This window comes from Nocardioides sp. FY1077, assembly GCF_058681775.1.
Genome location: NZ_JBZWDB010000001.1, coordinates 843,659 through 868,350, shown reverse-complemented (window position 1 = coordinate 868,350; position 24,692 = coordinate 843,659). Strand labels below are relative to the sequence as shown.

General features: G+C 74.4%; 25 protein-coding genes. 11 read left to right on the top strand and 14 right to left on the bottom strand.

Features of this window, described 5'->3' with window-relative positions:
* Positions 1 to 61 precede the first annotated feature (61 nt).
* On the top strand, positions 62 to 1,066 hold the full coding sequence (locus AC4OR8_RS04040) for an NAD-dependent epimerase/dehydratase family protein (RefSeq protein WP_492164285.1): 1,005 nt from the start codon (positions 62 to 64) through the stop codon (positions 1,064 to 1,066).
* A 403-nt stretch (positions 1,067 to 1,469) separates the two neighbouring features.
* On the opposite strand, the gene AC4OR8_RS04035 is transcribed toward AC4OR8_RS04040, so the two are convergent.
* The 3 genes from AC4OR8_RS04035 to pdhA all read right to left on the bottom strand — a co-directional run bounded on the left by AC4OR8_RS04035 (position 1,470) and on the right by pdhA (position 5,150).
* Entirely contained in the window at positions 1,470 to 2,957 is a 1,488-nt protein-coding gene (locus tag AC4OR8_RS04035; RefSeq protein ID WP_492164284.1) for a dihydrolipoamide acetyltransferase family protein, read from the bottom strand.
* A 1-nt stretch (position 2,958) separates the two neighbouring features.
* Positions 2,959 to 3,921 carry an alpha-ketoacid dehydrogenase subunit beta gene (locus AC4OR8_RS04030; RefSeq protein ID WP_492164471.1) on the bottom strand — a complete coding sequence of 321 codons (963 nt, stop codon included), beginning with the start codon at positions 3,919 to 3,921 and terminating at the stop codon, positions 2,959 to 2,961.
* A gap of 77 nt (positions 3,922 to 3,998) precedes the next feature.
* The gene (gene pdhA / locus AC4OR8_RS04025) at positions 3,999 to 5,150 is read right to left on the bottom strand and encodes a pyruvate dehydrogenase (acetyl-transferring) E1 component subunit alpha (RefSeq protein ID WP_492164283.1); all 1,152 of its coding nucleotides are present in this window, start codon (positions 5,148 to 5,150) and stop codon (positions 3,999 to 4,001) included.
* A gap of 172 nt (positions 5,151 to 5,322) precedes the next feature.
* On the opposite strand from pdhA, the gene AC4OR8_RS04020 reads away from it, so the two are divergent.
* Positions 5,323 to 5,763: an SRPBCC family protein gene (locus AC4OR8_RS04020; protein WP_492164282.1), complete on the top strand. Its 441-nt coding sequence runs from the start codon at positions 5,323 to 5,325 to the stop codon at positions 5,761 to 5,763.
* Between the two features lie 110 nt (positions 5,764 to 5,873).
* Here the strand turns inward: AC4OR8_RS04020 and AC4OR8_RS04015 are convergent, their stop codons facing one another.
* Together AC4OR8_RS04015 and AC4OR8_RS04010 are read right to left on the bottom strand one after the other, a co-directional pair.
* Positions 5,874 to 6,818 (bottom strand): cation diffusion facilitator family transporter, encoded by a 945-nt coding sequence (locus AC4OR8_RS04015; RefSeq protein WP_492164281.1) that lies wholly within the window; start codon positions 6,816 to 6,818, stop codon positions 5,874 to 5,876.
* A 50-nt stretch (positions 6,819 to 6,868) separates the two neighbouring features.
* Positions 6,869 to 7,834 carry a glutathione S-transferase family protein gene (locus AC4OR8_RS04010; RefSeq protein WP_492164280.1) on the bottom strand — a complete coding sequence of 322 codons (966 nt, stop codon included), beginning with the start codon at positions 7,832 to 7,834 and terminating at the stop codon, positions 6,869 to 6,871.
* A 63-nt stretch (positions 7,835 to 7,897) separates the two neighbouring features.
* Here AC4OR8_RS04010 and AC4OR8_RS04005 point away from each other — a divergent pair, with 63 nt between their 5' ends.
* From AC4OR8_RS04005 to AC4OR8_RS03995, 3 genes are all read left to right on the top strand, one after another.
* Complete coding sequence (locus AC4OR8_RS04005) at positions 7,898 to 8,812, top strand: M15 family metallopeptidase (protein WP_492164279.1); 915 nt, start codon at positions 7,898 to 7,900, stop codon at positions 8,810 to 8,812.
* A gap of 202 nt (positions 8,813 to 9,014) precedes the next feature.
* Positions 9,015 to 9,617, top strand: coding sequence for an SGNH/GDSL hydrolase family protein (locus AC4OR8_RS04000; protein WP_492164278.1), 603 nt, complete (start codon positions 9,015 to 9,017; stop codon positions 9,615 to 9,617).
* A gap of 77 nt (positions 9,618 to 9,694) precedes the next feature.
* On the top strand, positions 9,695 to 10,450 hold the full coding sequence (locus AC4OR8_RS03995; protein WP_492164277.1) for a hypothetical protein: 756 nt from the start codon (positions 9,695 to 9,697) through the stop codon (positions 10,448 to 10,450).
* 9 nt (positions 10,451 to 10,459) lie between these two features.
* Here the strand turns inward: AC4OR8_RS03995 and AC4OR8_RS03990 are convergent, their stop codons facing one another.
* The 5 genes from AC4OR8_RS03990 to AC4OR8_RS03970 all read right to left on the bottom strand — a co-directional run bounded on the left by AC4OR8_RS03990 (position 10,460) and on the right by AC4OR8_RS03970 (position 15,452).
* Positions 10,460 to 10,918: a hypothetical protein gene (locus AC4OR8_RS03990; RefSeq protein WP_492164276.1), complete on the bottom strand. Its 459-nt coding sequence runs from the start codon at positions 10,916 to 10,918 to the stop codon at positions 10,460 to 10,462.
* A gap of 61 nt (positions 10,919 to 10,979) precedes the next feature.
* Complete coding sequence (locus tag AC4OR8_RS03985) at positions 10,980 to 12,467, bottom strand: protein kinase domain-containing protein (RefSeq protein ID WP_492164275.1); 1,488 nt, start codon at positions 12,465 to 12,467, stop codon at positions 10,980 to 10,982.
* Between the two features lie 41 nt (positions 12,468 to 12,508).
* A complete protein-coding gene (hisC, locus tag AC4OR8_RS03980) occupies positions 12,509 to 13,582 on the bottom strand; it encodes a histidinol-phosphate transaminase (RefSeq protein WP_492164274.1) in 1,074 nt (357 codons plus the stop codon).
* A 50-nt stretch (positions 13,583 to 13,632) separates the two neighbouring features.
* Entirely contained in the window at positions 13,633 to 14,181 is a 549-nt protein-coding gene (locus AC4OR8_RS03975) for a VanZ family protein (protein WP_492164273.1), read from the bottom strand.
* 371 nt (positions 14,182 to 14,552) lie between these two features.
* On the bottom strand, positions 14,553 to 15,452 hold the full coding sequence (locus AC4OR8_RS03970; RefSeq protein WP_492164272.1) for a dimethylarginine dimethylaminohydrolase family protein: 900 nt from the start codon (positions 15,450 to 15,452) through the stop codon (positions 14,553 to 14,555).
* Between the two features lie 112 nt (positions 15,453 to 15,564).
* Here AC4OR8_RS03970 and AC4OR8_RS03965 point away from each other — a divergent pair, with 112 nt between their 5' ends.
* Positions 15,565 to 16,233, top strand: coding sequence for a GntR family transcriptional regulator (locus tag AC4OR8_RS03965; RefSeq protein ID WP_492164271.1), 669 nt, complete (start codon positions 15,565 to 15,567; stop codon positions 16,231 to 16,233).
* A 21-nt stretch (positions 16,234 to 16,254) separates the two neighbouring features.
* Here AC4OR8_RS03965 and AC4OR8_RS03960 read toward each other — a convergent pair whose 3' ends face one another.
* Entirely contained in the window at positions 16,255 to 16,845 is a 591-nt protein-coding gene (locus AC4OR8_RS03960) for a dihydrofolate reductase family protein (RefSeq protein WP_492164270.1), read from the bottom strand.
* Positions 16,846 to 16,973: 128 nt separating this feature from the next.
* Here AC4OR8_RS03960 and AC4OR8_RS03955 point away from each other — a divergent pair, with 128 nt between their 5' ends.
* The 3 genes from AC4OR8_RS03955 to AC4OR8_RS03945 are packed head-to-tail and all read left to right on the top strand — an operon-like array spanning position 16,974 to position 18,756.
* Positions 16,974 to 17,369, top strand: a complete 396-nt coding sequence (locus AC4OR8_RS03955; protein WP_492164269.1) for a phage holin family protein — start codon at positions 16,974 to 16,976, stop codon at positions 17,367 to 17,369.
* Complete coding sequence (locus tag AC4OR8_RS03950) at positions 17,366 to 17,890, top strand: low molecular weight protein-tyrosine-phosphatase (protein ID WP_492164268.1); 525 nt, start codon at positions 17,366 to 17,368, stop codon at positions 17,888 to 17,890. Before AC4OR8_RS03955 ends, AC4OR8_RS03950 begins: the two co-directional genes overlap by 4 nt.
* Positions 17,887 to 18,756, top strand: a complete 870-nt coding sequence (locus tag AC4OR8_RS03945; protein ID WP_492164267.1) for a fructosamine kinase family protein — start codon at positions 17,887 to 17,889, stop codon at positions 18,754 to 18,756. The genes AC4OR8_RS03950 and AC4OR8_RS03945 overlap by 4 nt, the downstream gene beginning before the upstream one ends.
* A gap of 103 nt (positions 18,757 to 18,859) precedes the next feature.
* Here AC4OR8_RS03945 and AC4OR8_RS03940 read toward each other — a convergent pair whose 3' ends face one another.
* Together AC4OR8_RS03940 and AC4OR8_RS03935 are read right to left on the bottom strand one after the other, a co-directional pair.
* Entirely contained in the window at positions 18,860 to 19,540 is a 681-nt protein-coding gene (locus AC4OR8_RS03940; RefSeq protein ID WP_492164266.1) for a YsnF/AvaK domain-containing protein, read from the bottom strand.
* Positions 19,537 to 20,217 (bottom strand): YrzE family protein, encoded by a 681-nt coding sequence (locus tag AC4OR8_RS03935; RefSeq protein WP_492164265.1) that lies wholly within the window; start codon positions 20,215 to 20,217, stop codon positions 19,537 to 19,539. The genes AC4OR8_RS03940 and AC4OR8_RS03935 overlap by 4 nt, the downstream gene beginning before the upstream one ends.
* 229 nt (positions 20,218 to 20,446) lie before the next feature.
* Here AC4OR8_RS03935 and AC4OR8_RS03930 point away from each other — a divergent pair, with 229 nt between their 5' ends.
* Positions 20,447 to 21,154 carry a response regulator transcription factor gene (locus AC4OR8_RS03930; RefSeq protein ID WP_492164264.1) on the top strand — a complete coding sequence of 236 codons (708 nt, stop codon included), beginning with the start codon at positions 20,447 to 20,449 and terminating at the stop codon, positions 21,152 to 21,154.
* Positions 21,155 to 21,327: 173 nt separating this feature from the next.
* Positions 21,328 to 22,794 (top strand): sensor histidine kinase, encoded by a 1,467-nt coding sequence (locus tag AC4OR8_RS03925; RefSeq protein WP_492164263.1) that lies wholly within the window; start codon positions 21,328 to 21,330, stop codon positions 22,792 to 22,794.
* A 449-nt stretch (positions 22,795 to 23,243) separates the two neighbouring features.
* On the opposite strand, the gene zwf is transcribed toward AC4OR8_RS03925, so the two are convergent.
* Positions 23,244 to 24,692, bottom strand: a complete 1,449-nt coding sequence (gene zwf, locus AC4OR8_RS03920; RefSeq protein WP_492164262.1) for a glucose-6-phosphate dehydrogenase — start codon at positions 24,690 to 24,692, stop codon at positions 23,244 to 23,246.

Sequence of the window (24,692 nt, the reverse complement as noted above, 5' to 3'; positions counted from 1 at the left end):
CGAGGGCGGAACCCGCCGCGGGGTGGTTGTGCCGACGGCCCGGGCGCGGTCTGCTCGGGCCATGCGCTTCCTCGTCCTCGGTGGGTCGGTCTTCCTCTCCCGTGCGGTCGCCGCCGCGGCCCTGGCCCGGGGCCACCACGTCACCTGCGCCAGCCGCGGCGTCTCCGGCGACGTGCCCGACGGGGCCCGCCACGTGGTGTGGGACCGCGCCGCCGGCGGCGTCCCGGCCGCGCTCGGCGAGGCGGCGCACGACGCGGTGGTCGACGTCGCGCGGCTGCCCTCGTGGGTGCGCACGGCGCTGGCGGCGTGGCCCGAGGCCCACCACACGTTCGTCTCGACCGTCAACGTGTACGCCGACGAGGCGACCCCCGGCCAGACGCCCGCCACCGGCGTGCTGCGCGACCCGGTCGCCGACGACGTGGACCTGGCCGACGACCCCGAGGCGTACGGGCGGATGAAGGTGGCCTGCGAGGACGCCGTGCGCGCCGGCGCCGCCCGGGCGTTCGTCGTGCGGCCCGGGCTCGTCGTCGGCCCCGGCGACCCCAGCGGTCGGTTCGCCTACTGGCCGCGGCGCCTCGCCGGGGCGGAGGCGGGCGCGGGGTCGTACGCGGGCGCGGCGGCGCTGGCCGGGGGCTCCCCCGACGACACCGTGCAGGTGGTCGACGTCCGCGACCTCGCGGAGTGGATCGTCGCCGCCGCCGAGACGGGCCTCACCGGCACCTACGACGGCGTCGGCCCGGTCACCCGCGCCGGTGACCTCCTCGCCGAGGTGGCCGCGGCGGTCGGCTCCACCGCCCGGCTGGTGTGGGCGCCCTCCGACGTGCTCGCCGCCCACGGCGTCGAGCCGTGGTCGGGACCGGCCTCGCTGCCGCTGTGGCTCCCCCGCCCCGCGTACGACGGCATGCTCGCCCACGACGCCGCCCCGTCGCTGGCCGCCGGCCTCGTCGTGCGGCCGGTCGCCGACAGCGCCCGCGACACCCTCGCCTGGCTCGACGCCACCCCCGACGCCCCCGTCACCGGGCTCGCCCGCGACCGGGAGGCCGCGGTGCTCGCCGCCCTCTCCTGATCCTCTCCCCTGGTTCCTCCTCGGCTCATCCGCCGCCGTCCGGCCCTGGGGTCGGGGCTTACGTCATACGTTGCGTGGAGTCGCACCCACGATTCGTATGACGTCCGACCCCGGCCCCGCCGCGACCGAGCAGGCCGGGGCCAGCGTCATACGTTGCGTGGAGTCGCATGCTCGGTTCGTATGACGTCCGACCCCCGGCCCCGCCGCGACCGAACAGGCCGGGGCTTGCGTCATACGCTGCGTGGAGTCGCATCCACGGTTCGCATGACGTCCGACCCTCAGCCCAGCCGCGACCGAGCAGGCCGGGGCCAGCGTCATACGTTCCCTGGAGTCGCACCCACGATTCGTATGACGTCCGCCCCGACCCGGCGCACACCGCAGCGGGCGACGCCGGGGCTCGGGGTCAGAAGAGCAGCGCGGAGGCGGGGTCCTCGAGGATGCCGGCGACGTCGGCGAGGAACTGCGAGCCCATCTGGCCGTCGACGTGGCGGTGGTCGAACGACAGCGCCAGCGTGGTGACCTGCCGCGGCACGACCTCGTCGACGCCGTCGCGGGTGACGACCCACGGCCGCTTGGAGATCGCGCCGAAGCACAGGATCGCCGACTCGCCCGGGTTGATGATCGGGGTGCCGGCGTCGACGCCGAAGACGCCCACGTTGGTGATGGTGAACGTGCCGCCGGCCATCTCCGCGGGCTGGGTGCGGCCCTCGCGGGCGGTGGCGGTGAGGTCGCCCAGGGCGCGGGCCAGGTCGGCCAGCGAGAGGTCCTGGGCATCCTTGACGTTCGGCACGACCAGGCCCCGCGGCGTCGCGGCGGCGATGCCGAGGTTGACGTAGTGCTTGACCACGACCTCCTGGGCGGCGTCGTCCCACCACGAGTTGATCTCCGGGGTGCGCCGCATCGCCAGCAGCACCGCGCGGGCCAGCACCAGCAGCGGCGACACCTTCACCTCGCGCAGCTCGCGGCGCGCCTTGAGCCGCTCGACGAGCTCCATCGTGGCGGTGACGTCGACGGTGACCCACTCGGTGACGTGGGGCGCGGTGAACGCCGAGCCCACCATCGCCCCGGCCATCATCTTGCGCACGCCCTTGACCGGCTCGCGGGTCTCGCGCCGGTCGGCGGAGTCGAAGGTCATCGCCAGGTCGGCGGAGAGCGCGGGGCTCGAGCCCGCCGCCGCGTTGGAGGCCTCGAGGACGTCGCCGCGCGTGACGACCCCGCCGGGCCCGGAGGCGCGGCAGGAGCCGAGGTCGACGCCGAGGTCCTTGGCCAGCTTGCGCACCGGCGGCTTGGCCAGCGCCCGGGCGGCGACGGGGTCGGTGGCGCGAGCCGGCACCAGCGCCGGCGCCGGCTCCGGCACGGGCGGGGCCGGGGTGGCCGGCACCGCCGGCTCGTCGGCGGCGACCACGTCGTCGGACTGCGCGCCGCCCGGCGCGAACGCGCCCTGCAGCTGCATCTGCGCCGAGGCGCCCGCCTCGGTCGACGGCGACGCCGAGCCCTTGCGGGCGCGGCGCACGGGTCCGCGCTCGGCCTTGTTGCGCCCGACCAGGCTCTCGCCCTCACCGCCGCCGGACGCGGCGGGGTTGGACAGGTCGATCGTCATCTCGGGCGCGGGCGCGGGCGCGGGCGCCGGCGCCGGGTCACCGGCCGCGGCGGGGTCGCCGACGCGGATGATCGGGGTGCCGACCGCGACCGTCTCGCCCTCGTCGACCAGCAGCGCGAGCACGGTGCCGGCGTACGGCGAGGGCAGCTCGACCAGCGACTTGGCGGTCTCGATCTCGACGACCACGTCGTTGATCGCGATCTCGTCGCCGACCTTAACCCGCCAGCCGACGATCTCGGCCTCGGTGAGGCCCTCGCCGACGTCGGGGAGGAGGAACTCGTCGTGGGCCATCTCAGAACTCCATGCTGCGGTCGACGGCGTCGAGCACCCGGTCGAGGTCGGGGAGGTAGTCCTCCTCGATGCGCGACGCGGGGTAGGGGGTGTCGAAGCCGCCGACCCGCAGGACGGGGGCCTCCAGGGAGTAGAAGCACTGCTCGGTGATCCGCGCCGACAGCTCGGCGCCCATGCCGAGGTTGACGTGGGCCTCGTGGGCCACCACGGCGCGCCCGGTACGTCGTACGGACTCCAGCACCGGCGCCATGTCGAGCGGCGAGAGCGTGCGCAGGTCGACGACCTCGATGGAGCGGCCCTCGGTGGCGGCGGCCTCGGCGGCCTTCATCGCGGTCTTCACCATCGGGCCGTAGGCCAGCAGCGTCAGGTCGGCGCCGCGGCGCACCACCCGCGAGGTGAACAGCGGCTCGGGGGTTGCCGAGGTGTCGAGGTCGGCCTTGTCGGCGTGGTACTGCCGCTTGGGCTCCAAGAAGATCACCGGGTCGTCGCTGGCGATGGCCTGCTGGATCATCCAGTAGCCGTCGACGGGGTTGGAGCAGGAGACCACCTTGAGGCCCGGGGTGTGCGCGAACTGCGCCTCGGGCGACTCGCTGTGGTGCTCCACCGCGCCGATGCCGCCGCCGTACGGGATGCGGATGACCATCGGCATGGGCGAGCGGCCCTTGCTGCGGTAGCTCATCTTCGCAACCTGGCAGACGATCTGGTCGTAGGCGGGGTAGACGAACCCGTCGAACTGGATCTCCACCACCGGGCGGTAGCCGCGCAGGGCCATGCCGACGGCGGTGCCGACGATGCCGGACTCCGCGAGCGGGGAGTCGATGACGCGGTCCTCGCCGAAGTCCTTCTGCAGGCCGTCGGTGATGCGGAAGACGCCGCCGAGCTTGCCGACGTCCTCGCCCATCAGCAGGACCTTGGGGTCGTCCTCCATCGCGCGGCGCAGGCCCATGTTGAGCGCCTTGGCCAGGGTGACCTTCTGGGTCTGGCCCCTGCCCTGGGACTGGGCCTGGGCCTGGGACTGGCTCTGGGTCTGGGTCGCGGCGTTCACTTGGCCCCCTCGAAGGACTCGAGGTAGGACCGGTAGCCGTCGCGCTGGGCGGCGAGCTCGTCGGTGACCTCGGCGTACACGTGGTCGAACATGCTCATCGGGTCCGGGTCGGGCATCGCCTTGCACCCCTCGCGCAGCCGCGCGCCGAGCTCGTCGGCCTCGTCCTTCAGCTCGGCCACGAACGCGTCGTCGACCAGGCCGTTGCGGCGCAGGTAGACCTCCACCCGGGCGATCGGGTCCTTGAGCTTCCAGCTCTCCACGTCGTCGGAGAGGCGGTAGCGGGTGGGGTCGTCGGTGGTGGTGTGGGCGCCCATCCGGTAGGTGTAGGCCTCCACCAGCGTCGGGCCCTGGCCGTCCCGGGCGCGCTGGAGCGCTGCCTGCGTCACGGCGTACGTCGCGAGCACGTCGTTGCCGTCGACGCGCACGCCGGGGAAGCCGAAGCCCAGCGCGCGCTGGTACAGCGGGATGCGGGTCTGGCGCTCGATGGGCTCCGAGATCGCCCACTGGTTGTTCTGGCAGAAGAACACGACGGGGGCGTTGTAGGACGCGGCGAAGATGAACGCCTCGTTGACGTCGCCCTGGCTGGAGGCGCCGTCGCCGAAGTGCGCCACCACGGCGGCGTCGCGCTCCGGGTCGCCGGTGCCGACGACGCCGTCGCGCTGCATGCCCATGGCGTAGCCGGTGGCGTGGAGGGTCTGCGCGCCGATGACGATCGTGTAGAGCCCGAAGTTGTTGTCGGCGGGGTCCCAGGCGCCGTGGTCGACACCGCGGAAGAGCCCGAGCAGCTTGAGCGGGTCGACGCCCCGGCACCACGCGACGCCGTGCTCGCGGTAGGTGGGGAAGACGTGGTCCTGGGGACGCAGCGCGCGGCCGGCGCCGATCTGCGCGGCCTCCTGGCCCAGCAGCTGCGCCCAGATGCCCAGCTCGCCGTGGCGCTGGAGCGCGGTGGCCTCGGTGTCGATGCGCCGGGTCAGCACAATGTCGCGGTAGAAGCCGCGCAGCTGGTCGGCGCTGAAGTCGAGGTCGAACTCCGGGTGGTGGACCCGCTCGCCCTCCGGGGTCAGCAGCTGCACCAGCTCGGGGCCGCCGTCGCTCTGGGAGGGTCCGAAGACCTCCACCAGGTCGGGGCCGAAGGTCGGTTGGCTCACGTGGGCGCTCCTTCGAGGTCACCGGCCCGTCGGGGTCTCCGCGGCCGGGCGGTGGGTCCGCGGGAGCACCGGCGCGGGGGTGGTGCGCCTGTGACCCGGGACACATCGTGGTCCCCCACAACGTACCGCCGAGGGTGAGCGCCGCGCCAACCGACCCGGCTAGCGTCGGGCCATGGCCCGCCCTCCCGTCACCGCGTCCACCGTCGTCGACGCCCCGCCCGCGGCGGTCTTCGACATCCTCGCCGACCCCCGGCAGCACCCCCTGATCGACGGCTCCGGCACCGTGCGCGGCGCCCTCAGCGGCCCCGACCGGCTCGTGCTGGGCTCGACGTTCGGCATGAAGATGCGCATCGGTGCGCCGTACCTGATCCGCAACCGGGTCGTCGAGCTCGAGGAGGACCGCCTCATCGCCTGGCGCCACGTCGGCCTCCACCGCTGGCGCTACGAGCTCGCCGCGCTGCCCGACGGGCGCACCCGCGTCACCGAGACCTGGGACATCAGCCGCTACCCCGGCCTGGTCCAGGCCGCCTACCACCGCTCCGGCGTGGCCCCCCGCATCCTGCGCGGGATCGAGCGGACCCTGGTCAAGCTCCGGGCTGCAGCGGAGGACTGAGGGCTTGCGGGTTTCACCGGATATCCGGTGAAACCCTTGGTTGTCGGCCGAAGCCTCGGTCGACAACCAAGGGTTTGCCCCGACCGCCGTGACGGGTGGGGCCTGAGCGGTCAGTGCACCTCGCCCAGGTCCTCGTGGGCCCGGTGGCTGACCGGCTCGACCTGGAACGTCGCGTGGCGTACGTCGAAGTGCTCGGCCACGCACCCGCACAGGTCGTCGAGCACCGCGCCGACGCCGCGAGCGGCGAGGGCCTCGTCGGTGACCGTCACGTGGGCGGAGAGGCTGGGCAGCCCGCTGGTGATCGTCCAGGCGTGCAGGTCGTGCACCTCCACCACCCCCGGGACGTCGGCGAGGTGGCGCTGCACGTCGGCGATGTCGAGGTCGGCGGGTGCCACCTCGAGCAGCACCGCCACCGCGTCGCGGGCCAGCAGCACCGCTCGGGGCAGGATCATCACCGCGATCGCCAGCGACGCCAGCGGGTCGGCGCGCTGGAAGCCGGTGAGCAGCACGACCGCACCGGCGACGACGACCAGCACCGAGCCCAGCAGGTCGGCGAGCACCTCGTTGGCGGCGCCGCGCAGGTTGAGCGACCCCGACGCCGAGCGGCTCAGCACCACCATCGACACCGCGTTGGCCACCAGGCCCACCGCCGCGAACGCGATCATCGGGGCGGCGTCGACCGGCTGCGGGTCGGCGAGGCGGCTGAGACCGGCCCAGGCGAGGTAGCCGCAGACCCCCAGCAGCGCCAGCGCGTTGAGCAGGGCGGCCAGGATCTCGGCGCGGTGCAGACCGAAGGTGGAGCGCGGCCCGGGCCGCAGCCCGGCGACGTACGACGCCCCCAGCGCCAGCACCACCGCGCCAGCGTCGGCGGCCATGTGGCCCGCGTCGGCCAGCAGCGCCAGCGAGCCGGTCAGCAGCGCCCCGACCACCTCCAGCACCATCACGCTCGCGGTGACGGCCAGCACCACCCGCAGGCGGCGACGGTCGTCGGCACGCCCCGCGGCGTGCCCCCGACCGGCGGCCCGCCCGTGACCGTGCCCGTGACCGTGTCCCACGCGCCCAGCCTAGGCGCGCAGCCGGCGCCCGGACGCCGCAGCCGGCGAGGTCAGAGGCGCTCGCGGCCGTGGGCGGTGTGCCAGCCGGCCAGGTCGGGGCCCTTCGGCACGATGCCGGAGGGGTTGATGTCGGTGTGCACGACGTAGTAGTGCGCCTTGATCTGCTCGAAGTCGATCGTCTCGCCGAACCCCGGCGTCTGGAACAGGTCGCGCGCGTAGCCCCACAGCGCCGGCATCTCGCTCAGCTTGTTGCGGTTGCACTTGAAGTGGCCGTGGTAGACGGGGTCGAAGCGCGCCAGCGTCGTGAACAGCCGCACGTCGGCCTCGGTCACCCGCTCGCCCATCAGGTAGCGGCGGTCGGTGAGCCGCTCCTCCAGCCAGTCGAGAGCGGTGAAGAGGCGGTCGTAGGCCTTGTCGTAGGCCTCCTGCGAGCCGGCGAAGCCGCAGCGGTAGACGCCGTTGTTGACCTCGGTGAACACCCGCTGCATCACCTCCTCCATCTCCTCGCGCACGTCGTCGGGCCACAGGTCGGGCGCGTCGGGCCGCTGATGGTCCTTCCACTCGGCGGCGAGGTCGTGGGTGATCCACGGGAAGTCGTTGGTGACCAGCCCACCGGTGGCCACGTCCACCACGGCCGGCACGGTGATGCCGCGCTCGTAGCCGGGGAAGCGGGCGAAGTAGGCCTCCTGCAGCCGCTCGATGCCGAGCACCGGGTCCTTGCCGCCGGGGTCGAGGTCGAAGGTCCAGCTGCGGGCGTCGTGGGTGGGCCCGGGGGTGCCGAGCGAGATGACGTCCTGCAGGCCGAGCAGCTCGCGCACGATGATCGACCGGTTGGCCCACGGGCACGCCTTGGCCGCGACCAGCCGGTAGCGGCCGGGCTCGACCGGCCACATCGTGCCGTCGACCGGACCGTGCTCAGGGGTGCGGGCGTCGCGGGTGATCCGGTCGGACACGTAGGTCATGTCCCGCGAGAACTCCTTGCCCTTCTCGACGTACGTCGGCTTCTCGTCGCTCATGCCCCCGACCCTAGGTCGGCCCGCCGTCCGCACTGCTCACCCCGGCGGCCCTAGCGTGGGCGCATGCCCCGCCCGCGCCCGGCCCTGCTGCTCATCGCGGGCCTCGCCCTGACCGCCGCGGGCTGCGGCGCCCCCGACCAGCGTCCCGTGCCGACCGCGACGACCCGGCCGGCGCCGTCCGCGCCCAGCACGCCAGCCAGCACCGCACCCAGCACCGCCGAGCCCACCGCGGAGCCCGCGCCCGAGCAGCCGCCCGTCGGCACCGTGCCGCCGCCGTGGCTCGGCACCCGCGTGCTGCCGCGCGCCGCCACCGGGTACGGCGAGGTGCGGCCCACGCCTCCGGCGCTGCGACTGCGCCGCTTCACGCTGCCCGACCCGGTCGCGGCGCTCCCGGGACGCGGCTACGCCTCGCGGGTGGTCTCCCCGCCGCCGGCGGACGTCGTGCGCCGCTCGACGTGGGAGCCGGGCTGTCCCGTGGCGGTGGGCGACCTGGCCTGGCTGCGCGTCGTGCACCGCGGCTTCGACGGCGCCCGGCACACCGGCGAGCTGCTGGTCGCGGCGTCGGTGGCCGACGACCTCGCGCTGGTCTTCCGGCGCCTGTGGGAGGCCGGCTTCCCCCTCGAGCAGGTCGCGATCACCACCCGCGCCGAGCTGGACGCCCCGCCCACCGGCGACGGCGGCACCACGGGGGCGTTCGTGTGTCGCGCGGTCACCGGCGGCACGTCGTACTCCGAGCACGCCTACGGCCTGGCTGTCGACGTCAACCCGTTCCACAACCCGTACGTGCGCGGCACCGGCCCGGAGCGGGTGGTGCTGCCCGAGCTGGCCTCGGCCTACCTCGACCGCAGTCGCCGCGCGCCCGGCACGGTCACCGCCGACGGGCCCGTGGTGGCGGCGTTCGCGGAGATCGGGTGGTCGTGGGGCGGCGCCTACGACTCGCTCAAGGACTACCAGCACTTCAGCCTCACCGGCGGCTGAGCACCGGGCACCCCGAGGGACCGTGGAGCCGGACGTGCAGTGCCCACCCCGCGGCGCGCGTCGAGGCCCGCACACCGCGCCGCTGCGCGGGTCGCGCGCCCGGCACGACCGGCGCCGCTCAGCACTGCCCGTCGGACTCCGACAGCCAGGGCGTCCGACGGCGGTCGCGGCCGGCTTGCGCGGGTCTGCTCTCCTGGGACCCATGACGCTGCGACTGGCCGTGCTCGGCGACTCCATCGCCTGGGGGCAGGGCGCGACCCGCGAGCAGGAGCGGCTCGCCCCCCGCCTCGTCGAGGGCCTGGCCCGCCACGGCCACGACGCGGAGACCCGGGTGCTGGCGGTGCCGGGCGCGCGCAGCGCCGACCTCGCCGCGCAGGTCGGCGGGGCGCTGGCGTGGGGCCCCGACCTGGTCGTGGTGGTGATCGGCGCCAACGACCTCACCCACCTCGAGCCGACGGAGCCCGCGGTCGCCGCGCTGCGCGACGCCGTACGCCGGTTGCGCGCCACCGGCGCCCAGGTGGTGGTCGCGCCGGCGCCCGACCTCAGCGCGGTGCCGCACGTGCCGGTGTTCCTGCGCGAGACCGTGCGGGCCGCCGGGGTGCACCTGCGCACCCGCCAGGCCGCCGTGGTGACGGCCGAGGGCGGCGTGGTGGCCGACGCCGACCAGCGCGCGTCGCGGGCCTTCGCCGCCGACCCGCGGCTGTTCTCGGCCGACCGCTTCCACCCCTCGAGCGCCGGCTACGCCGTGATCGCCGACTCGCTGCTGCCTGCCGTGGTGGCGGCCGCGACGACGATCTCGGCCTAGCCGCCCCGCGCGCGAGCCGCGGCCTGCCAGACTGCCCGGGCGCACCCCGTCGCACCCACCTCGCCCTCGGAGCACCCATGACCCCGCTGGTCCCCCGCGCCGCCGCGCTCGCCGTCCTCTGCGGCCTCGCCGCCGCCCCGCTCACCACCTCGCCGGCCGGTGCCGCCGCCGGTACTGCCGGCACGGCACCCGAGGCCACGACGCCGAGCGCCGTCGCGGTGACCGGCGCCTGCGGGGCCGGCACCGTGCGCGTGGCGCTGTCGCCCGGCGAGGCCGGCACGACCGCCGCCACCGTCGACCTGCGCGGCGTGCGTGACGGCCGGTGGACGGGCTTCGTCGTGGGCCAGGAGGGCGACACCGAGCAGTCAATCGAGGTCGGCGGCACCGCCCGCGACGGCGTGCTGCACCTCGAGGCCACGCTCGACGGGCTAAGCCGGCCCACCGGCGGCGTGCTGATCGAGTCGCGGACGACCACGTGCGAGGCCAAGGTGGTCACCAAGGCACGCACCGTCACCGCCCGGACCGACGACCTGATCGTGGTGCAGCGCGCCACCCGCGCCGGCGACCTCATCGCGCGTGGGCTCGTGCTGGGCTGCAAGGACGGCACGCGCTGGCGCTCGACGACCGCGCTGACCTTCCCCCGGAGCAGCTACGGCGTGACCAGCCTCGACGAGGTCTGCCGCGGCGGCGTGGTCGGCTCCGGGGCCCGCGTCGGCCCCAGCACCGGCGACGAGGCGACCTCCTTCCCCGACTCCGTCCGATACACCGCCGAGGGCCCCGGCGACCGGGTCGAGCGGATGCGGGTGCGGGTCACCGTCCCCGCCGCCGGCTGAGCGACGCGCCTACCGGGACGGCGGGTCCGCGGGCTCGCCGTCGCCGTTGTCGTCGGAGTCGCTGAACCACGACCTGCTGCCGTCGGCAGACTCGGCGTACCAGCCCCAGCGCCGTCCCTCCCGCGCCGCCCGGGCGGCCGCCTCGGGGTCGAAGCGGACGTCGGGCTCCTCGTCCGGCGGCAGCGTGTCGCCGGTGGCCGGTACCAGGTCGTAGCTGTCGTCGTGCACCAGGTGGGTGTGCTCAAGGCCCATCTCCTGCACGCGCAGGCGCACGTGCCCCGCCGCCGAGGCGACGCTGCCGAACATGACCGACGCGGTGTCGTCCCACTGCTGCGGTGTCATCACCACCTCGACCACGCGCTGACCGGCCGGTGCGGGCACGGTCAGGCGGAGGCGTCCCGGCGCGGTCTCGACCACGTCGGCCCAGGCACGCAGGTGCTCCAGCAGCAGGTCCCACCACTCGTCCACCCCGTGAGTGTCCCCGGCCCCGGACCGGGTGTCGCCGGGGTTTCCGCGCGGCGGCCCGAGGTCACCTGCGCTCGGCCGCGCTGTCCACCCGCCAGCGGTCGTCATCGCGCACCAGGGCGTACACCCAGGTCCGCTCCGTGGCGACGGGGTCGCCACCGGTGAGGTCGGTGTAGGTCTCGCGGGTCAGCACGAACGCCCGGTCGCCGTCGACCTCGCTGTCGAGGACGTCGAGGTCGAAGCCGTCGCGCTCGTCGTCGAGCCGCGCGAAGTAGGCCTCCGCCTCGGCGCAGGTGGCGCTGCTGCGGGCCTCGCGATAGGTCGGGGTGGTCGCGGAGGCGTAGAGCGGGCAGTCGCCCCCGGTCCAGGCCCGGGCGAGGTCGCCGACGGCGTCGGCCGGGTCGGGCGGACGGGTGAGCGCCCAGTACGCGGCAGCCGCGGCCACCAGCAGGGCCAGCACCGCCGCAGCGGCCACCACCGGCGCCCGGCGCCGGCCCGCCGGGCGGGGGCCCTCCCACCAGGACAGGCGGCCGCCCGTCCGGGGCGCTGCCGACAGCGACGGCACGGCCGCAGGTGCCGGCTCCGGGGTCGGGTCGGCGGGCTCCCGCACGGGCACGGGGTCCGGCGGCGAGGCCACCACCGGGTCCACGACCGGATGCACCGCCGCGGCGGGCGCGGGCGGCCGGGCCGGCGCGGGCAGCACCAGGCCTGGCGGCACGGTCGCGGCGGCGTCGCGCAGCGCGACGGCCATCGCGGCGGCGCTGGGGTAGCGGTCACGGGGCTTCTTGGCCATCGCGGTGCGCAGCACGGCGTCGGCGGGCCCCGACCCGGGCCGCGCCAGCTGCGGCACGGGGTCGTTGCGGTGGGCCTCGACCAGCGTGTAGTCGGTGGTGCCGGTGTAGGGCGGGCGCCCGGTCATCGCCGTCCAGAGCACGCAGCCGAGGGAGTAGACGTCGCAGGTGACCTCGGCGGGGTGGCCGAGGTGCAGCTCGGGGGCCATGTACGACGGCGTCCCGATGCTGCCGCCGCCGGTGGTCAGCCCGCTCGAGCCCGGCGTCCGCACGATGCCGAAGTCGGAGACGTAGGCCTGCCAGCCGTCGCCGCGACGGCGCAGCAGCACGTTGGCCGGCTTGACGTCGCGGTGCACCATGCCGGCCTCGTGCACGGCCGACAGGCCGTCGGCCACCTGGGCGGCGGTGTCGAGGGCCTGGGCCACGGGCAGCGGGCCGTGGTCCTCGACCAGTGCGCCGAGGTCGCCGTCGGGCACGAGCTGGGTGGCGATCCACAGCAGGCCGTCGTGCTCGCCGTAGGTGTGCACGGTGACGACGTGGGGCGAGTCGACGGTGGCCAGGGCCCGCGCCTCGATCGCGAAGCGGTCGCGGAAGACCTCGTCGGAGGCCAGCTCGGGGGCGATCAGCTTGAGCGCGACGCGACGTCCGAGACCGCGCTGCTCGGCGGCGAACACCACCCCCATCGCGCCGGAGCCGAGGCGCTCCTGGAGCACGAAGTCGCCGACGACGTCGCCGTCCGTCGGGAACGCCGCCCTGTCCATGACCTCATGGTCCCACGAAGTAGGTGACGTGACACCTGTCCTCAGGCGGCTCCGAACGCCCGCGCCACCGCGAGCAGCCGGTCGTTGCCCTCCACCTCGCCGATGGACACCCGGGCGCCGACGGGGGCGAACGGACGCACCACGATGCCGGCCTCGTCGCACGCCGCGGCGAAGGCGGCGGTGCGCTCGCCGAGGGGGAACCAGACGAAGTTGCCCTGCGAGTCGGGCACGGCCCAGCCCGACTCCCGCAGCGCAGCACCCACGCGGTCCCGCTCGGCGACGAGGTCGTCGACGCGGCGCAGCAGGGCCTCCTCGGCGTCGAGCGCGGCGAGGGCCGCGGCCTGGGCCACCGACGAGACCCCGAACGGCAGCGACACCGCGCGCAGCGCCGCGGCCACCTCGGCCTGCGCCACGGCGTACCCCACCCGGAAGCCGGCCAGGCCGTAGGCCTTGGAGAAGGTGCGGAACAGCACCACGTTGGGGTGGGCGCGGTAGGTGGTCAGGCCGTCGACGGCGTCGGGCATGCGGACGAACTCGAGGTAGGCCTCGTCGACGACCACCACGACGTGCGGCGGCACCTGCGCGAGGAACGCGTCGAGCGCGGCCTGGGTCACCGCCGGGCCGGTGGGGTTGTTGGGGGTGCAGACGATGACGACCTTGGTGCGGTCGGTGACGGCCGCGGCCATCGCGTCGAGGTCGTGCTCGGCCGAGTCGGTCAGCGGCACCTGCACCGAGGTGGCCGCCGCGGAGGTGATCGCGATCGGGTAGGCCTCGAAGGAGCGCCAGGCGTGCACGACCTCGTCGCCCGGGTCGCAGAACGCCTGCAGCAGCTGGTAGATCAGCGCCACCGAGCCGGTGCCGGCGGCGAGGTGCTCGACGGGTACGTCGAGGCGCTCGGCCAGGCCGGCGTAGAGCGCGCTGTTGCCCATGTCGGGGTAGCGGTTGGCGAGGTCGACCGCCGCGTGGGCGGCCTCCACGACGCCGGGCAGCGGCGGGTAGGGGTTCTCGTTCGACGACAGCTTGTAGGTCACCAGGTCGTGCCGCGGGGTGGGCGGCTTGCCGGGGACGTACGCCGGGATCTGCAGGATGGTGGCCCGCGGCCGGGGAGTGGTCATGACCCCAGGCTAGTGACGCGCGCCGACCCGCGACGCCTCGGCGGACGGCGTCAGCGCCGGGCGCGCCAGGGCCGCAGCACCAGCGCCAGCAGCAGGCCGAGGCCCACGCCGAGGGCGGCACCGGTGACGTTGTCGAGGATGTCGGTGACGTCGCAGGCGCGGTCGAGCCGGGCCAGCTCGAGCTGCACCTTCTCGATCGCCACGCTGTAGCCGGCCAGCACCGCCAGGCCCACCGGCACCAGCACCCAGCCGGCGCGCCAGCGCGCCACGGCGACCACCAGCAGGGCACCCGAGGGCAGGAACAGCACGGTGTTGAGCAGCCGCTGCCCGCTCTGGAAGATCCAGAAGCCCTCCGGCGCGGGACCGCCGACGTCGAAGGAGCAGGTGGCGAGCCGCCCGCTGGCCGACACGACGCCCGGCGCGCCGTTGGCCGGGATCAGCGTGACGCACGCGATCACCGCCAGCGACCACACCAACCCGGCCACCGCCCACGCGTGCACCTCGCCGCGCCCGCGCAGCGCCAGCCCCAGCAGCGCGCACAGCACCCCCGACACGAACGCGCCGAGGAGCATCACCTCGACACCACCGACCGGGAACACGCGCAGGAGGCTAACGGAGCCGGCCCCCCACCGCTCGCGGCGTCGTCCCCGCGCGCGTCGAGGGGTCTCGACACGCCTCGTCGCTGGCGTGGTTCCTGAGGAGCGAGCGCAGCGAGCGTCTCGCTCCTCGGCTACTCGACCAACGAACCGGGACGACCTCCCGTGGTCGAGCCAACGAGACGGGGCCGACCTCCGGTGGTCGAGCGAGCGAGACGCGCCGACCTTCGGTGGTCGAGTAGCGAGCGCCAGCGAGCGTATCGAGACCCAGCGCGCACGAGGGGTCTCGATACGCCTCGTCGCTGGCGCTCCTCGGCTACTCGACCAACGAAGGGCGCAGCGGGCCTCGACTGCTCGACCAACGAAGGGCGTGGCTAGGGCAGCTCGGGGAGGAGGACCTCGCCGCCGGGCACGAGGGGGAGGTCGCGGCCGAGGCGGACGTCGAGGGGGTTGGTGAGGCAGCGCACCGACCCGCCGCCCTTGTGGAACTGCGACACGTCGACCACGACGACGTGGAAGCCCCACTCCTCCAGCTGCTCCCGCACGCGGTCGGGGCAGGCCGGCATCACCACGGTGTCGCCGACGACGACGGAGTTGGCGCAGAAGGTGGAGAGGGCCTCCTCCTCGGTGAGCACCAGCGGCTCGGGCACCAGCGCGAGCAGCGCCTCGCCCGAGGGGCCGTCGAGCGCGGCGGGGCACACCATGGCCCGGCGCTCGTCGAGCGGGCAGAACGCGAGGTCGAGGTGGTACATCGCGGGGTGGGTGATCCGCACGCCCCGCACCCGCACGCCGAGCTCCGCGGCGAGGTGCTTGAGCGCGAGCTCCTCGGTGCGGGGTCCGTGACCGACCACGAGCGCGTCGCCGAAGGCGAACGCGTCGCCCGACTCGAGGTGGGCGCCGACGCCGTCGCGGCCCACGGTCGAGGTGGTGGCACCGGCGCGCTCGAGCCACGGCTGCGCCGAGAGGGTCTCCATCCGCCGCTCGGGGTGGCGCATGTGGCTCATCACGACGTGCGGCGAGCCGTCGGGCCGCTGCACGGCGAGGCCGAGGTTCATCGCGTAGACCATGTCGGGGGCGTCGGCGCGCTGGGGCATCACGTCGACGCGTGCGCCGAGCTGCTCGAGGGTGCGGACCATCGCGTGCCACTGCAACAGCGCCAGCTGCGGGTCGGGCTGGTCGGCGGGGTCCATGAACGGGTTGATCGAGTAGTCGACGCGGAAGTGGGTGGGCTCCACCGCCAGGTAGTGCCGACCCCACGCGAGCTGCTGGACCATGTCTCTCCCCCACTGTGACGACGGTCATGATTGTCAGACAATCTGACAGCGCCAGTGTGGGGTACGCCGACGCGCCGCGCAAACGACGCGCCGTCTGCGGCACGATGGCTCCATGACCGCGCGCTTCGCCTCGCTGCGCCTGGAGCACTCCTCGACCGTCGACCGGGTCGCGGGCGAGCTCCGGCGTGCGGTCTTCGACGGCGAGCTCGAGTCGGGCACCGCGCTGCGGGAGGTGGCGCTGGCCGAGCAGCTCGGTGTGTCCCGCCCGACCGTGCGCGAGGCGCTGACCCTGCTGGTGGCCGAGGGGCTGGCCACCCGCGAGCCCCACCGCGGCGTGAGCGTCACCCGGCCGGGGCGCGAGTCGGTGAGCGACGTGTGCCGGGCCCGGCTGGTGCTGGAGGGCGCCGGCGTACGGCAGTGGCACGAGGCGTCGGACGCCGGGCGGGAGGCCGTGCGGGCGGCGCTGGTGCGCTACACCTCGGCCGTGCGCGACGGCGGCTCCTACCAGGAGCTCAACGAGCGCCACCTCGCCTTCCACGTGGCGCTGGTCGGCCTGACCGGCTCCCCGCGGCTGGTCGCGATGGCCGAGAACCTGGTCATCGAGCTCAAGCTCGCCCTGGCCCAGGTCGACCGGATCCGCCGCAACGCCCACGACCAGGCCGACTCCCACGCCGCGCTGCTGCTGCTGCTCGATCGCGGCGACACCGACGCCGCGCACGCCTTCCTCGTCGACCACCTGGCCGACGCCGAGGTGGCGATCGTGGACGCCCTCGGCCTCTGAGCACCCGCCCGCCCCGCGGGCTCAGGCCTTGGCCGGGCGCTCCCTGCGGTACTCGTTGACGACCACGCCGGAGCCGAAGGCCCGGCTGGCGACCAGCTGCAGGGTGCGCGGCCAGCCCGCACCGCCGGCGAGCAGCGGCGTGCCGGCGTCGCCGAGCACCACAGGGTTGACCTTCAGCACCAGCCGGTCGACCTCGTCGGCGAGCACACCGGCGAGCGTCCCGCCGCCGCAGAGCCAGATGCCGCTGCCCGGCTGCTCCTTGAGGCGCCGCACCTCGGCGACCGGGTCGGTCGACACCCGACGGACGTGCGGCGGTGCCTCGACGGTGAGGTGACGGCGGGTGAACACCACCTGGTCGAGGTGGGGGTAGGGGTCGAGCAGGCCCTGGGCCCGCCCCACGTCGTAGGTGTGCCAGCCCATCAGCACGGTGTCGAACCGGCCGGCGGGGCGCGCGCCGAGGGCCGCCAGGGCGGGGGCCGGCAGGGTGTCGGGGTGCTCGCGGACCAGCATGTCGATGTGGTCACCGGTCGTGAGGAAGGCCGAGAAGTCGCCGTCCGGTCCGGCGATGCGGCCGTCGAGGGAGACCGCGACCAGGTAGGTGAGCTCGCGCACACCGGCTCCGTCCGTCGTGGGGTCGGGGGACCCGGCGACCGTACGTCGGCGCGCGGGCGCGGTGCAGGTCGTTTTCGCCCGGCCGGCGAGCACGGGTTCCTCTCAGCCGCACCTGCCACACTGACGCCGTGCGCCTCGTGACCTGGTTGGTGACCAACGCCCTTGCCCTCGCGGCGGCGGCGTGGCTGGTCGACGGCATCCGCTTCGTCGGACCGCGCGCCGGCACCGCCGAGGTGCAGGAGAAGCTGCTGCCGCTGCTGGGGGTGGCGCTGATCCTCGGGGTGGTCACCGCGCTGGTGAAGCCGGTGCTGAAGCTGCTCTCGATCCCGTTCATCATCGTCACGCTCGGGCTGTTCCTGCTGGTGATCAACGCCGCCGTGCTGCTGCTCACCGGCTGGCTGGCCGAGCAGCTCGACATCGGGTTCCGGGTCACCGGGTTCTGGCCGGCCGTGCTCGGCGCCGTCGTCGTCACCGTGGTCACCTGGGCCGTCGACGCCCTCGTCGGCCGCGACGAGAGCCGGTGACCGGCGTGCACGGCCCGGCCTCGCTGCCGCCCGCCCGCGAGCCGGGGCGCTACACGCTGGCCCTGGTCTGCCTGGGCAACATCTGCCGCTCCCCGATGGCCGACGTCGTGCTCGGCGAGCGCCTCGACGAGGCCGGCCTCGCCGCCAAGGTGACGGTGAGCAGCGCCGGCACCGGTGGCTGGCACGTCGGGAAGCCGATGGACCTGCGGGCGGCCTCCAGCCTGCTCGCCGCCGGCTACGACCCCAGCGCCCACCGCGCCCGGCAGCACGACCCCGCCGCACCGACCCCCGACCTGCTGCTGGCCATGGACGCGCAGAACCTCGCCGACCTCGGCGGGGCCGGCGAGCGGGTCCGCCTCTACCGCGACTTCGACCCCGTCGGCACCGGCGACGACGTGCCCGACCCGTACTACGGTGGCGAGGACGGCTTCGAGGAGGTGCTCGCGATGGTGGAGCGCACGTCGGCGGCGCTGGTCGCGGCCCTGCAGCGCGACCCGCTGCTCGCGCCGGGAGCGCGATGACCCGTCAGCCCCTGCTGGCCCGCCGCGCCGAGGACCTGCTCGGCTCCGCCGTCGCCGCGACCTCACCGGTCGCCGGCGGAGACGTCTGCACCGCCACCAAGCTGCGCCTCTCCGACGGCACCGTGGCGCTGATGAAGACGCTCCCGCAGGCCCCCGACGGCATCTTCGAGGCCGAGGCGGCGGGGCTGCGGTGGCTCGACGAGGCCGCGGGGACCGGCGGTGTGGCGGTGCCGGAGCTGCTGGCCGCCGACCACGACTGCGTGATCCTGCGCTGGGTCGAGCCCGGCCGCAGCACCGCCGACGCCGCGGCCGACCTGGGCCGGGCGCTGGCCGCGACCCACGCCGCCGGCGCCCCGGCGTACGGCGGGGAGCGTGACGGGTTCATCGGCCGGCTGCCGCTGCCCAACCGGACGGCGCCGACGTGGGCGGAGTTCTTCGCGGTGCGTCGGGTGCTGCCCTACCTCAAGCTCGCCCGCGACCGCGGGCACGTGACCGCTCCGCAGGCCGCGCGGGTGGAGGCGGTGGTCGGACGGCTGACGACGCTGCTGCCCGAGGAGGCGCCCTCACGCCTGCACGGCGACCTGTGGAACGGCAACGTGCTGTGGGGCCCCGAGGGGCGCACCTACCTCGTCGACGCCGCTGCGGCCCACGGCGGCCACCGCGAGGCCGACCTGGCCATGCTCACCCTCTTCGGGCTCCCCCACCTGCCCCGCGTCCTCGAGGCCTACGACGAGGCGTCGCCGCTGGCCGAGGACTGGGAGGACCGGGTGGCGCTGCACCAGCTGTTCCCGCTCCTGGTGCACGCGTGCAGCTTCGGCGGCGGGTACGGCGCCCGCGCGGCCGAGGCCGCCGCCCGCTACGCCTGACACCACGCCGGACCCCCCACGACGCAGTCGAGGGAGGGGCACAGGTGTGCCCCTCCCTCGACCACTCGCTCGCGCGGCAGTGGTCAGGCCGCGCCGGTGGACCTCAGCGCAGGTCGCCGGTGGTGCTGTCGCGGTCGACGTGGTCGTCGTCCGTGGTCGTCGTGGTGCCGGTCGTGCTGGACACCGCGGACTGGTCGAGGTCGACGTCGCCGTCGGTGTCGACGGTGACGTGCTCGCGGCGCAGGTCGGTCTGCAGCGTGTGCTCGTCGACCACCGTGTGCTTGCGGACGATGACGCGCTCGCGGACCACCAGCTTCTTGGTCACCACGAGCACCTCCTCGAAGACGGGGATGGAGACCGACCCGTCCTCGAGCACCTCCACCTCACCGCTGTCTCCCTCGACCGCGGTGACCCGCTCGGAGGTGTCGGCGTGCTCGACGCTGCGGGGCACGACCTCCTCGACCTGGTGGGTCTCGACGTGCTTGCGCACCTTGACCCGCCCGGTCTCGTGGAGCTCGGTGCCGACCACGGCGTTCTCCTCGTGGCGGGTCACGCCCACGTCGCCGACGGCCCGGGTCTGATCGCTGTCGGTGTAGGCCACCGGCTCGCGGTCGCCGGGCTCCACCTCGCCGGTGACGGGGTGGGCGCCGCCGGAGTCGGCGCGGTAGGTGTCGTAGGTGTCGTCGGTCTCGTGGCTTCCGACGACCGGCACCTCGGTGGTGCGGTCAGCGGGGTCGACCGGGTCGGAGAGGGGGTCGTGGCGACCGCCGGTGGTGTCGCTCATCGCTGACCACCCGCCTGGATGCCGCCGGGGTGCTCGCGCACGGCGCGGCGGGTCGAGACGACCTCGACACCCTCGGTCGAGCGGTGCTTCTCACCGAGGCGACCACCGAGGTAGCCGGCACCGAGCATCAGCAGCAGCGCCAGCAGGCCCGTGCCGATCGCGGCGGCGGTGAGGGCGTCGGAGGAGAACCAGTCGGGCAGGCCGACGCGCTCGGTCACGTCGTAGGCGTCGCCGGCGAGGGCGGCCAGGGCGGCGAGCGCCGCGGCGAGCAGCACCAGCCACAGGATCGCGACCAGGCCGTGCAGGCCGCCGCGGTGGCGGGCGATGCGGCCGGCCACCCAGCCGCCGACCAGGCAGGCCAGGGTGAGCACGACGAGACCGGCGATCAGGCCGCCGATCGACAGGTCGTCGTCCTCGACGCCGCTCTGGTAGCCGATCGAGCCGATGACGGCCCCGACCAGGCTGGAGAGCAGCACCAGGGTGCCGAGCGCGGCGAGCGCGCCGGCGATGGTCGCCGGCAGGTCGAACTTGGGCTTCTTGGCCCCCACTACGTCGCCCCCGCCCTCGGCGCGGTAGACGACCTCCTCGTCGGCGGGTCGCGGGATGGTGGCGCGGTCGTCGTCCTGGTGGACCACGGGATCGCGGTCCCGGTCGGTGGAGTACTCGTTGCGTTCCATGGTTCGGCCTCGCTCTGTCTCTCGCACCCCGGTGCGGCGCGTGCGCGCGCTCGGTGGAGGGCTCGTCGCCCGGTGCTCGGCAGCCGGTACCCGTCGCCCCTGCCCACAAGCGCGGACTCACCCCCACCCCGCCGCGACTCACCCCCCCCCGGGCCAGCGTCGGCGTGCCCGGCGCTTCCTCAGGGCGCTTCCTCAGGGCCACCTCAGGGGTCACTGGCACCATGGGTCCGTGAACCCCGTCGCCGCCACTCGCCCCCGTGCCCTCGTCGTGGACGACGACCGGGCCGTGCGCGAGTCGCTGCGGCGCTCGCTGCAGTTCAACGGCTACGACGTCGCCCTGGCCACCGACGGCGCCGAGGCGCTGGCGATCATCGGCGCCACGGCCCCCGACGTGGTGGTGCTCGACGTGATGATGCCGCGCCTCGACGGCATCGAGACGACCCGGGCGCTGCGCCAGGCCGGCAACGACGTGCCGATCCTCGTCCTCACCGCGCGCGACGCCGTCGGCGACCGCGTGGAGGGCCTCGACGCCGGCGCCGACGACTACCTCACCAAGCCCTTCGCCCTCCAGGAGCTGCTGGCCCGGCTGCGCGCCCTGCTGCGCCGCGCCGTGCCGCCCGAGGGCGACGGCGACGACGAGGTGCTGGCCTTCGCCGACCTGTCGATGGACGTCGCCACCCGCGAGGTCGTGCGCGCCGGCCGCGGCATCGAGCTCACCCGCACCGAGTTCACGCTGCTCGAGATGTTCCTGCGCCGGCCGCGTCGTGTGCTGGAGCGCTCCTTCATCCTCGAGGAGGTCTGGGGCTACGACTTCCCCACGACCGCCAACTCCCTCGAGGTGTACGTCGGCTACCTGCGACGCAAGACCGAGGCGGAAGGCGAGCCGCGGCTGCTCCACACGGTGCGTGGGGTCGGCTACGTGCTCAAGGAGTCATGAGCGACGCCCTGGCGCGTCGCGGCACCGCCGCCGACCCGGCGCCCGGGGCGGGCGGCGCAACGACCGGCGGGACGCCTGGCGGGACGGGCAGCACGGCCCCGGACGACGTCCGGGCGCCCGCGTCGTCCGGTCGGCCCCTCGGGCCGCCGCCGTCCGGGCCACCTGGCCGCACCTTGGCGGCCGAGCCCGGCGACGCACCGACCGACGGGTCGACCGCTGCTCCGGGCGACGGGTCGACCGACGGGCCCCGCCGGCTGCGCTACCGCCGCTCGCTGGCGTCCCGGGTCACCCTGCTCACCACGATCGCCGTGGGCCTCGCGGTCGCCTTCGTCGCGCTCGGTGCGTTCGTCACCGCTCGCATGCAGCTGCAGGACACCCTCGACGAGTCGCTGCTCTCGCGCGCCCAGGCCGCTGCCGACTCCCCGGCCCTGCAGGAGCTGACCGTGAAGGGCCGCTTCCCGGCCTGGGCGCTGGGCGCGGCCGACATCCGCATCGCGTTCGTCTCGGTGTACGACGGCACCGTCGACACCGTCTCCTTCGACGACGGCCCCCGTCTCACCATCGACCGGCCCGAGCTGGAGGTCGCCACCGGCGAGCGCGACACCAGCATCCGCACCATCTCCGCCGGCGAGCTGCGCTACCGCGTGGTGGCCGTGCCCGCGCAGGCCAACGGCCAGGCGCTGGTGCTGGCGCAGTCGCTGGAGTCGCAGGAGCAGGTGCTGCGCAAGCTCGGCGCGGTGACGCTGCTGTTCGGCCTCGCCGGCGTGATCGCCGCCGCGGTGGCGGGCATGGCGGTGGCGCGCAACGGGCTGCGACCGGTGCGCCACCTGACCACCGCGGTCGAGGACATCGCCCGCACCGAGCGGCTCGACCCCATCCAGGTCGAGGGCGACGACGAGATCGCCCGGCTCGCCACCGCGTTCAACCAGATGCTGGTGGCGCTGGAGGCCTCCCGCGACCGCCAGCGGCGGCTGGTGGCCGACGCGGGCCACGAGCTGCGCACCCCGCTGACGTCGTTGCGCACCAACATCGAGCTGCTCAGCCAGTCAGACGCCGCCCCCGACGGCGGCTTCCTGCCCCCCGACGCGCGCGCCGAGCTGCTGGACGACGTCGCCGCGCAGATCGAGGAGCTCACCACCCTGATCGGCGACCTGGTCGAGCTGGCCCGCGACGAGCCGATGGCGCCGGTGGTGGAGGCCGTGGAGCTCACCGAGGTCCTGGACCAGGCGCTGGCCCGAGTGCGCCGCCGCGCCCCCGGCGTCGACTTCGAGGTCACCACCAGCGCCTGGGTCGTGGAGGGCGAGTCGGGCGCCATCGAGCGGGCGATGACCAACCTGCTCGACAACGCCGCCAAGTGGAGCCCTGCCGGCGCCACCATCCACGTCAGCCTCGCCGAGGGCGTGCTCGTCGTCGACGACGAGGGCCCGGGCATCGCCGAGGCCGACCTCGAGCGGGTCTTCGAGCGGTTCTGGCGCTCGGACGAGTCCCGCTCCATGCCCGGCTCCGGCCTCGGGCTCTCGATCGTCCACCAGACCGCCGAGCGCCACTCCGGCTCCGTGCGCGCCGAGCGCTCGCCGTACGGCGGCGCCCGCCTGGTCCTGCAGCTCCCCGGCCGCCCCTCCCCCTCGATGGTCGACTAGCCGCTTGCGTTGGTCGAGTAGCCGAGGAGCCCCAGCGACGAGGCGTATCGAGACCCCTCAGCCGACGAACCAGGTCTCGATACGCTCGCTGGCGCTCGCTACTCGACCAACGAAGACCGCCACCTCGCTGGTCGAGTAGCCGCTTCTCGTCGGTCGAGTAGCCGAGGAGCGCCAGCGACGAGGCGTATCGAGACCCCTCAGCCGACGAACCAGGTCTCGATACGCTCGCTGGCGCTCGCTACTCGACCAACGAGACGACGCCATCCGTCGGTCGAGCAGCAGCCGCTTCTCGCTGGTCGAGTAGCCGAGGAGCACCAGCGACGAGGCGTATCGAGACCCCTCCGCCGACCGACCGGGTCTCGATACGCTCGCTGGCGCTCGCTACTCGACCAACGAAGACCGCCACCTCGCTGGTCGAGGCGTATCGAGACCCCCGGAGCCCGCCAGGATCAGATCTGCGTCGTGACGGTGGTGTCGCGCCAGGACCGCTCGAAGGGCAGCCGCCAGGCGTGCGGGGCGACGAGCTGGTGGATGGCATTGGGGCCCCAGGAGCCGGGCTGGTAGCTGCGCACCGGGGCGGGGTGCTCCAGCAGCGGCATCGACTTGGCCCACAGCTCCTCGATGCCGGCCGCGGTGGTGAACAACGTGTGGTCACCGCGCATGGCGTCGTGGATGAGCCGCTCGTAGGCCTCGAGCACCGCCGCCGACGACGTGGTGTCGTGGGTGGCGAACTGCATCGACATCTTGTCCAGCGTCATGCCCGGGCCGGGACGCTTGCCGTAGAACGACAGCGACATCCGCGACTGGTCGGCGAGGTCGAAGGTGAGGTGGTCGGGACCCTGTGTGCCGACGTTCGACCCCTTGGGGAACATCGTCAGCGGGGGCTCCTTGAAGGCGATCGAGATGATCCGGGCGCCCTCGGCGAGCTTCTTGCCGGTGCGCAGGAAGAACGGGACGCCGGCCCAGCGCCAGTTGTCGATCTCGACCTTCAGCGCCACGAACGTCTCGGTGTCGGAGTCGTCGGCGACCTCCTCCTTGCCGCGGTAGCCGGCGTACTGGCCGCGCACGACGTTCTGCGGCTCGACCGGGCGCATCGAGCGGAACACCTTGAGCTTCTCGTCGCTGATCGGGCCCGGCGCCAGGGACGTCGGCGGCTCCATCGCCATGAACGCCAGCACCTGCATCAGGTGGGTGACCACCATGTCGCGGTAGGCGCCGGTGGTCTCGTAGAACTTGGTGCGCCCCTCCAGGCCGAGGGTCTCGGGCACGTCGATCTGCACGTGGTCGATGAACTGGCGGTTCCAGATCGGCTCGAACAGGCCGTTGGCGAAGCGGAAGGCCAGGATGTTCTGCGCCGCCTCCTTGCCCAGGAAGTGGTCGATCCGGAAGACCTGGCTCTCGTCGAAGACCTGGTGCACCTCGTGGTTGAGCCGCTTGGCCGACTCCAGGTCGGTGCCGAACGGCTTCTCCATGATGATGCGCGAGCGCTCGACGAGACCGGCGTCCTGCAGCTGGCGGATGACGTCGAGGGCGGCCTTCGGCGGGACCGAGAGGTAGTGCAGCCGGCGCCGGTCCTCCGGCTCGCCGGGCAGCAGGTCCTCGACGCGCTGCACCTCCGCGGCGAGCGCGTGGGGGCCCGCGGTCTGCGGCACGTAGCTGAGCATGTCGCCGAACGGCGCCCAGCGGACGTCGTCGATGGTGCCCTTGCCGAACTCCTCGCAGGCGTCGCGCGCCAGCTTCGCGAAGTGCTCGGTGTCGACCTCCTCCAGGGAGGTGCCGACGATCTTGGCGTCGCGCAGCAGGCCGGCCTCGAACAGGCGCAGCAGGCCCGGCAGCAGCTTGCGGCGGGCCAGGTCCCCGGTGGCTCCGAACAGCACGACGACGTGCGGCTTCTCCAT

Coding starts and splice junctions, on each gene's coding strand:
- AC4OR8_RS04040 (WP_492164285.1), top strand. CDS start 62: ATGCGCTTCCTCGTCCTCGGTGGGTCGGTCTTCCTCTCCCGTGCGGTC.
- AC4OR8_RS04035 (WP_492164284.1), bottom strand. CDS start 2,957: ATGGCCCACGACGAGTTCCTCCTCCCCGACGTCGGCGAGGGCCTCACC.
- AC4OR8_RS04020 (WP_492164282.1), top strand. CDS start 5,323: ATGGCCCGCCCTCCCGTCACCGCGTCCACCGTCGTCGACGCCCCGCCC.
- AC4OR8_RS04010 (WP_492164280.1), bottom strand. CDS start 7,834: ATGAGCGACGAGAAGCCGACGTACGTCGAGAAGGGCAAGGAGTTCTCG.
- AC4OR8_RS04005 (WP_492164279.1), top strand. CDS start 7,898: ATGCCCCGCCCGCGCCCGGCCCTGCTGCTCATCGCGGGCCTCGCCCTG.
- AC4OR8_RS04000 (WP_492164278.1), top strand. CDS start 9,015: ATGACGCTGCGACTGGCCGTGCTCGGCGACTCCATCGCCTGGGGGCAG.
- AC4OR8_RS03995 (WP_492164277.1), top strand. CDS start 9,695: ATGACCCCGCTGGTCCCCCGCGCCGCCGCGCTCGCCGTCCTCTGCGGC.
- AC4OR8_RS03985 (WP_492164275.1), bottom strand. CDS start 12,467: ATGGACAGGGCGGCGTTCCCGACGGACGGCGACGTCGTCGGCGACTTC.
- hisC (WP_492164274.1), bottom strand. CDS start 13,582: ATGACCACTCCCCGGCCGCGGGCCACCATCCTGCAGATCCCGGCGTAC.
- AC4OR8_RS03970 (WP_492164272.1), bottom strand. CDS start 15,452: ATGGTCCAGCAGCTCGCGTGGGGTCGGCACTACCTGGCGGTGGAGCCC.
- AC4OR8_RS03965 (WP_492164271.1), top strand. CDS start 15,565: ATGACCGCGCGCTTCGCCTCGCTGCGCCTGGAGCACTCCTCGACCGTC.
- AC4OR8_RS03945 (WP_492164267.1), top strand. CDS start 17,887: ATGACCCGTCAGCCCCTGCTGGCCCGCCGCGCCGAGGACCTGCTCGGC.
- AC4OR8_RS03940 (WP_492164266.1), bottom strand. CDS start 19,540: ATGAGCGACACCACCGGCGGTCGCCACGACCCCCTCTCCGACCCGGTC.
- AC4OR8_RS03935 (WP_492164265.1), bottom strand. CDS start 20,217: ATGGAACGCAACGAGTACTCCACCGACCGGGACCGCGATCCCGTGGTC.
- zwf (WP_492164262.1), bottom strand. CDS start 24,692: ATGGAGAAGCCGCACGTCGTCGTGCTGTTCGGAGCCACCGGGGACCTG.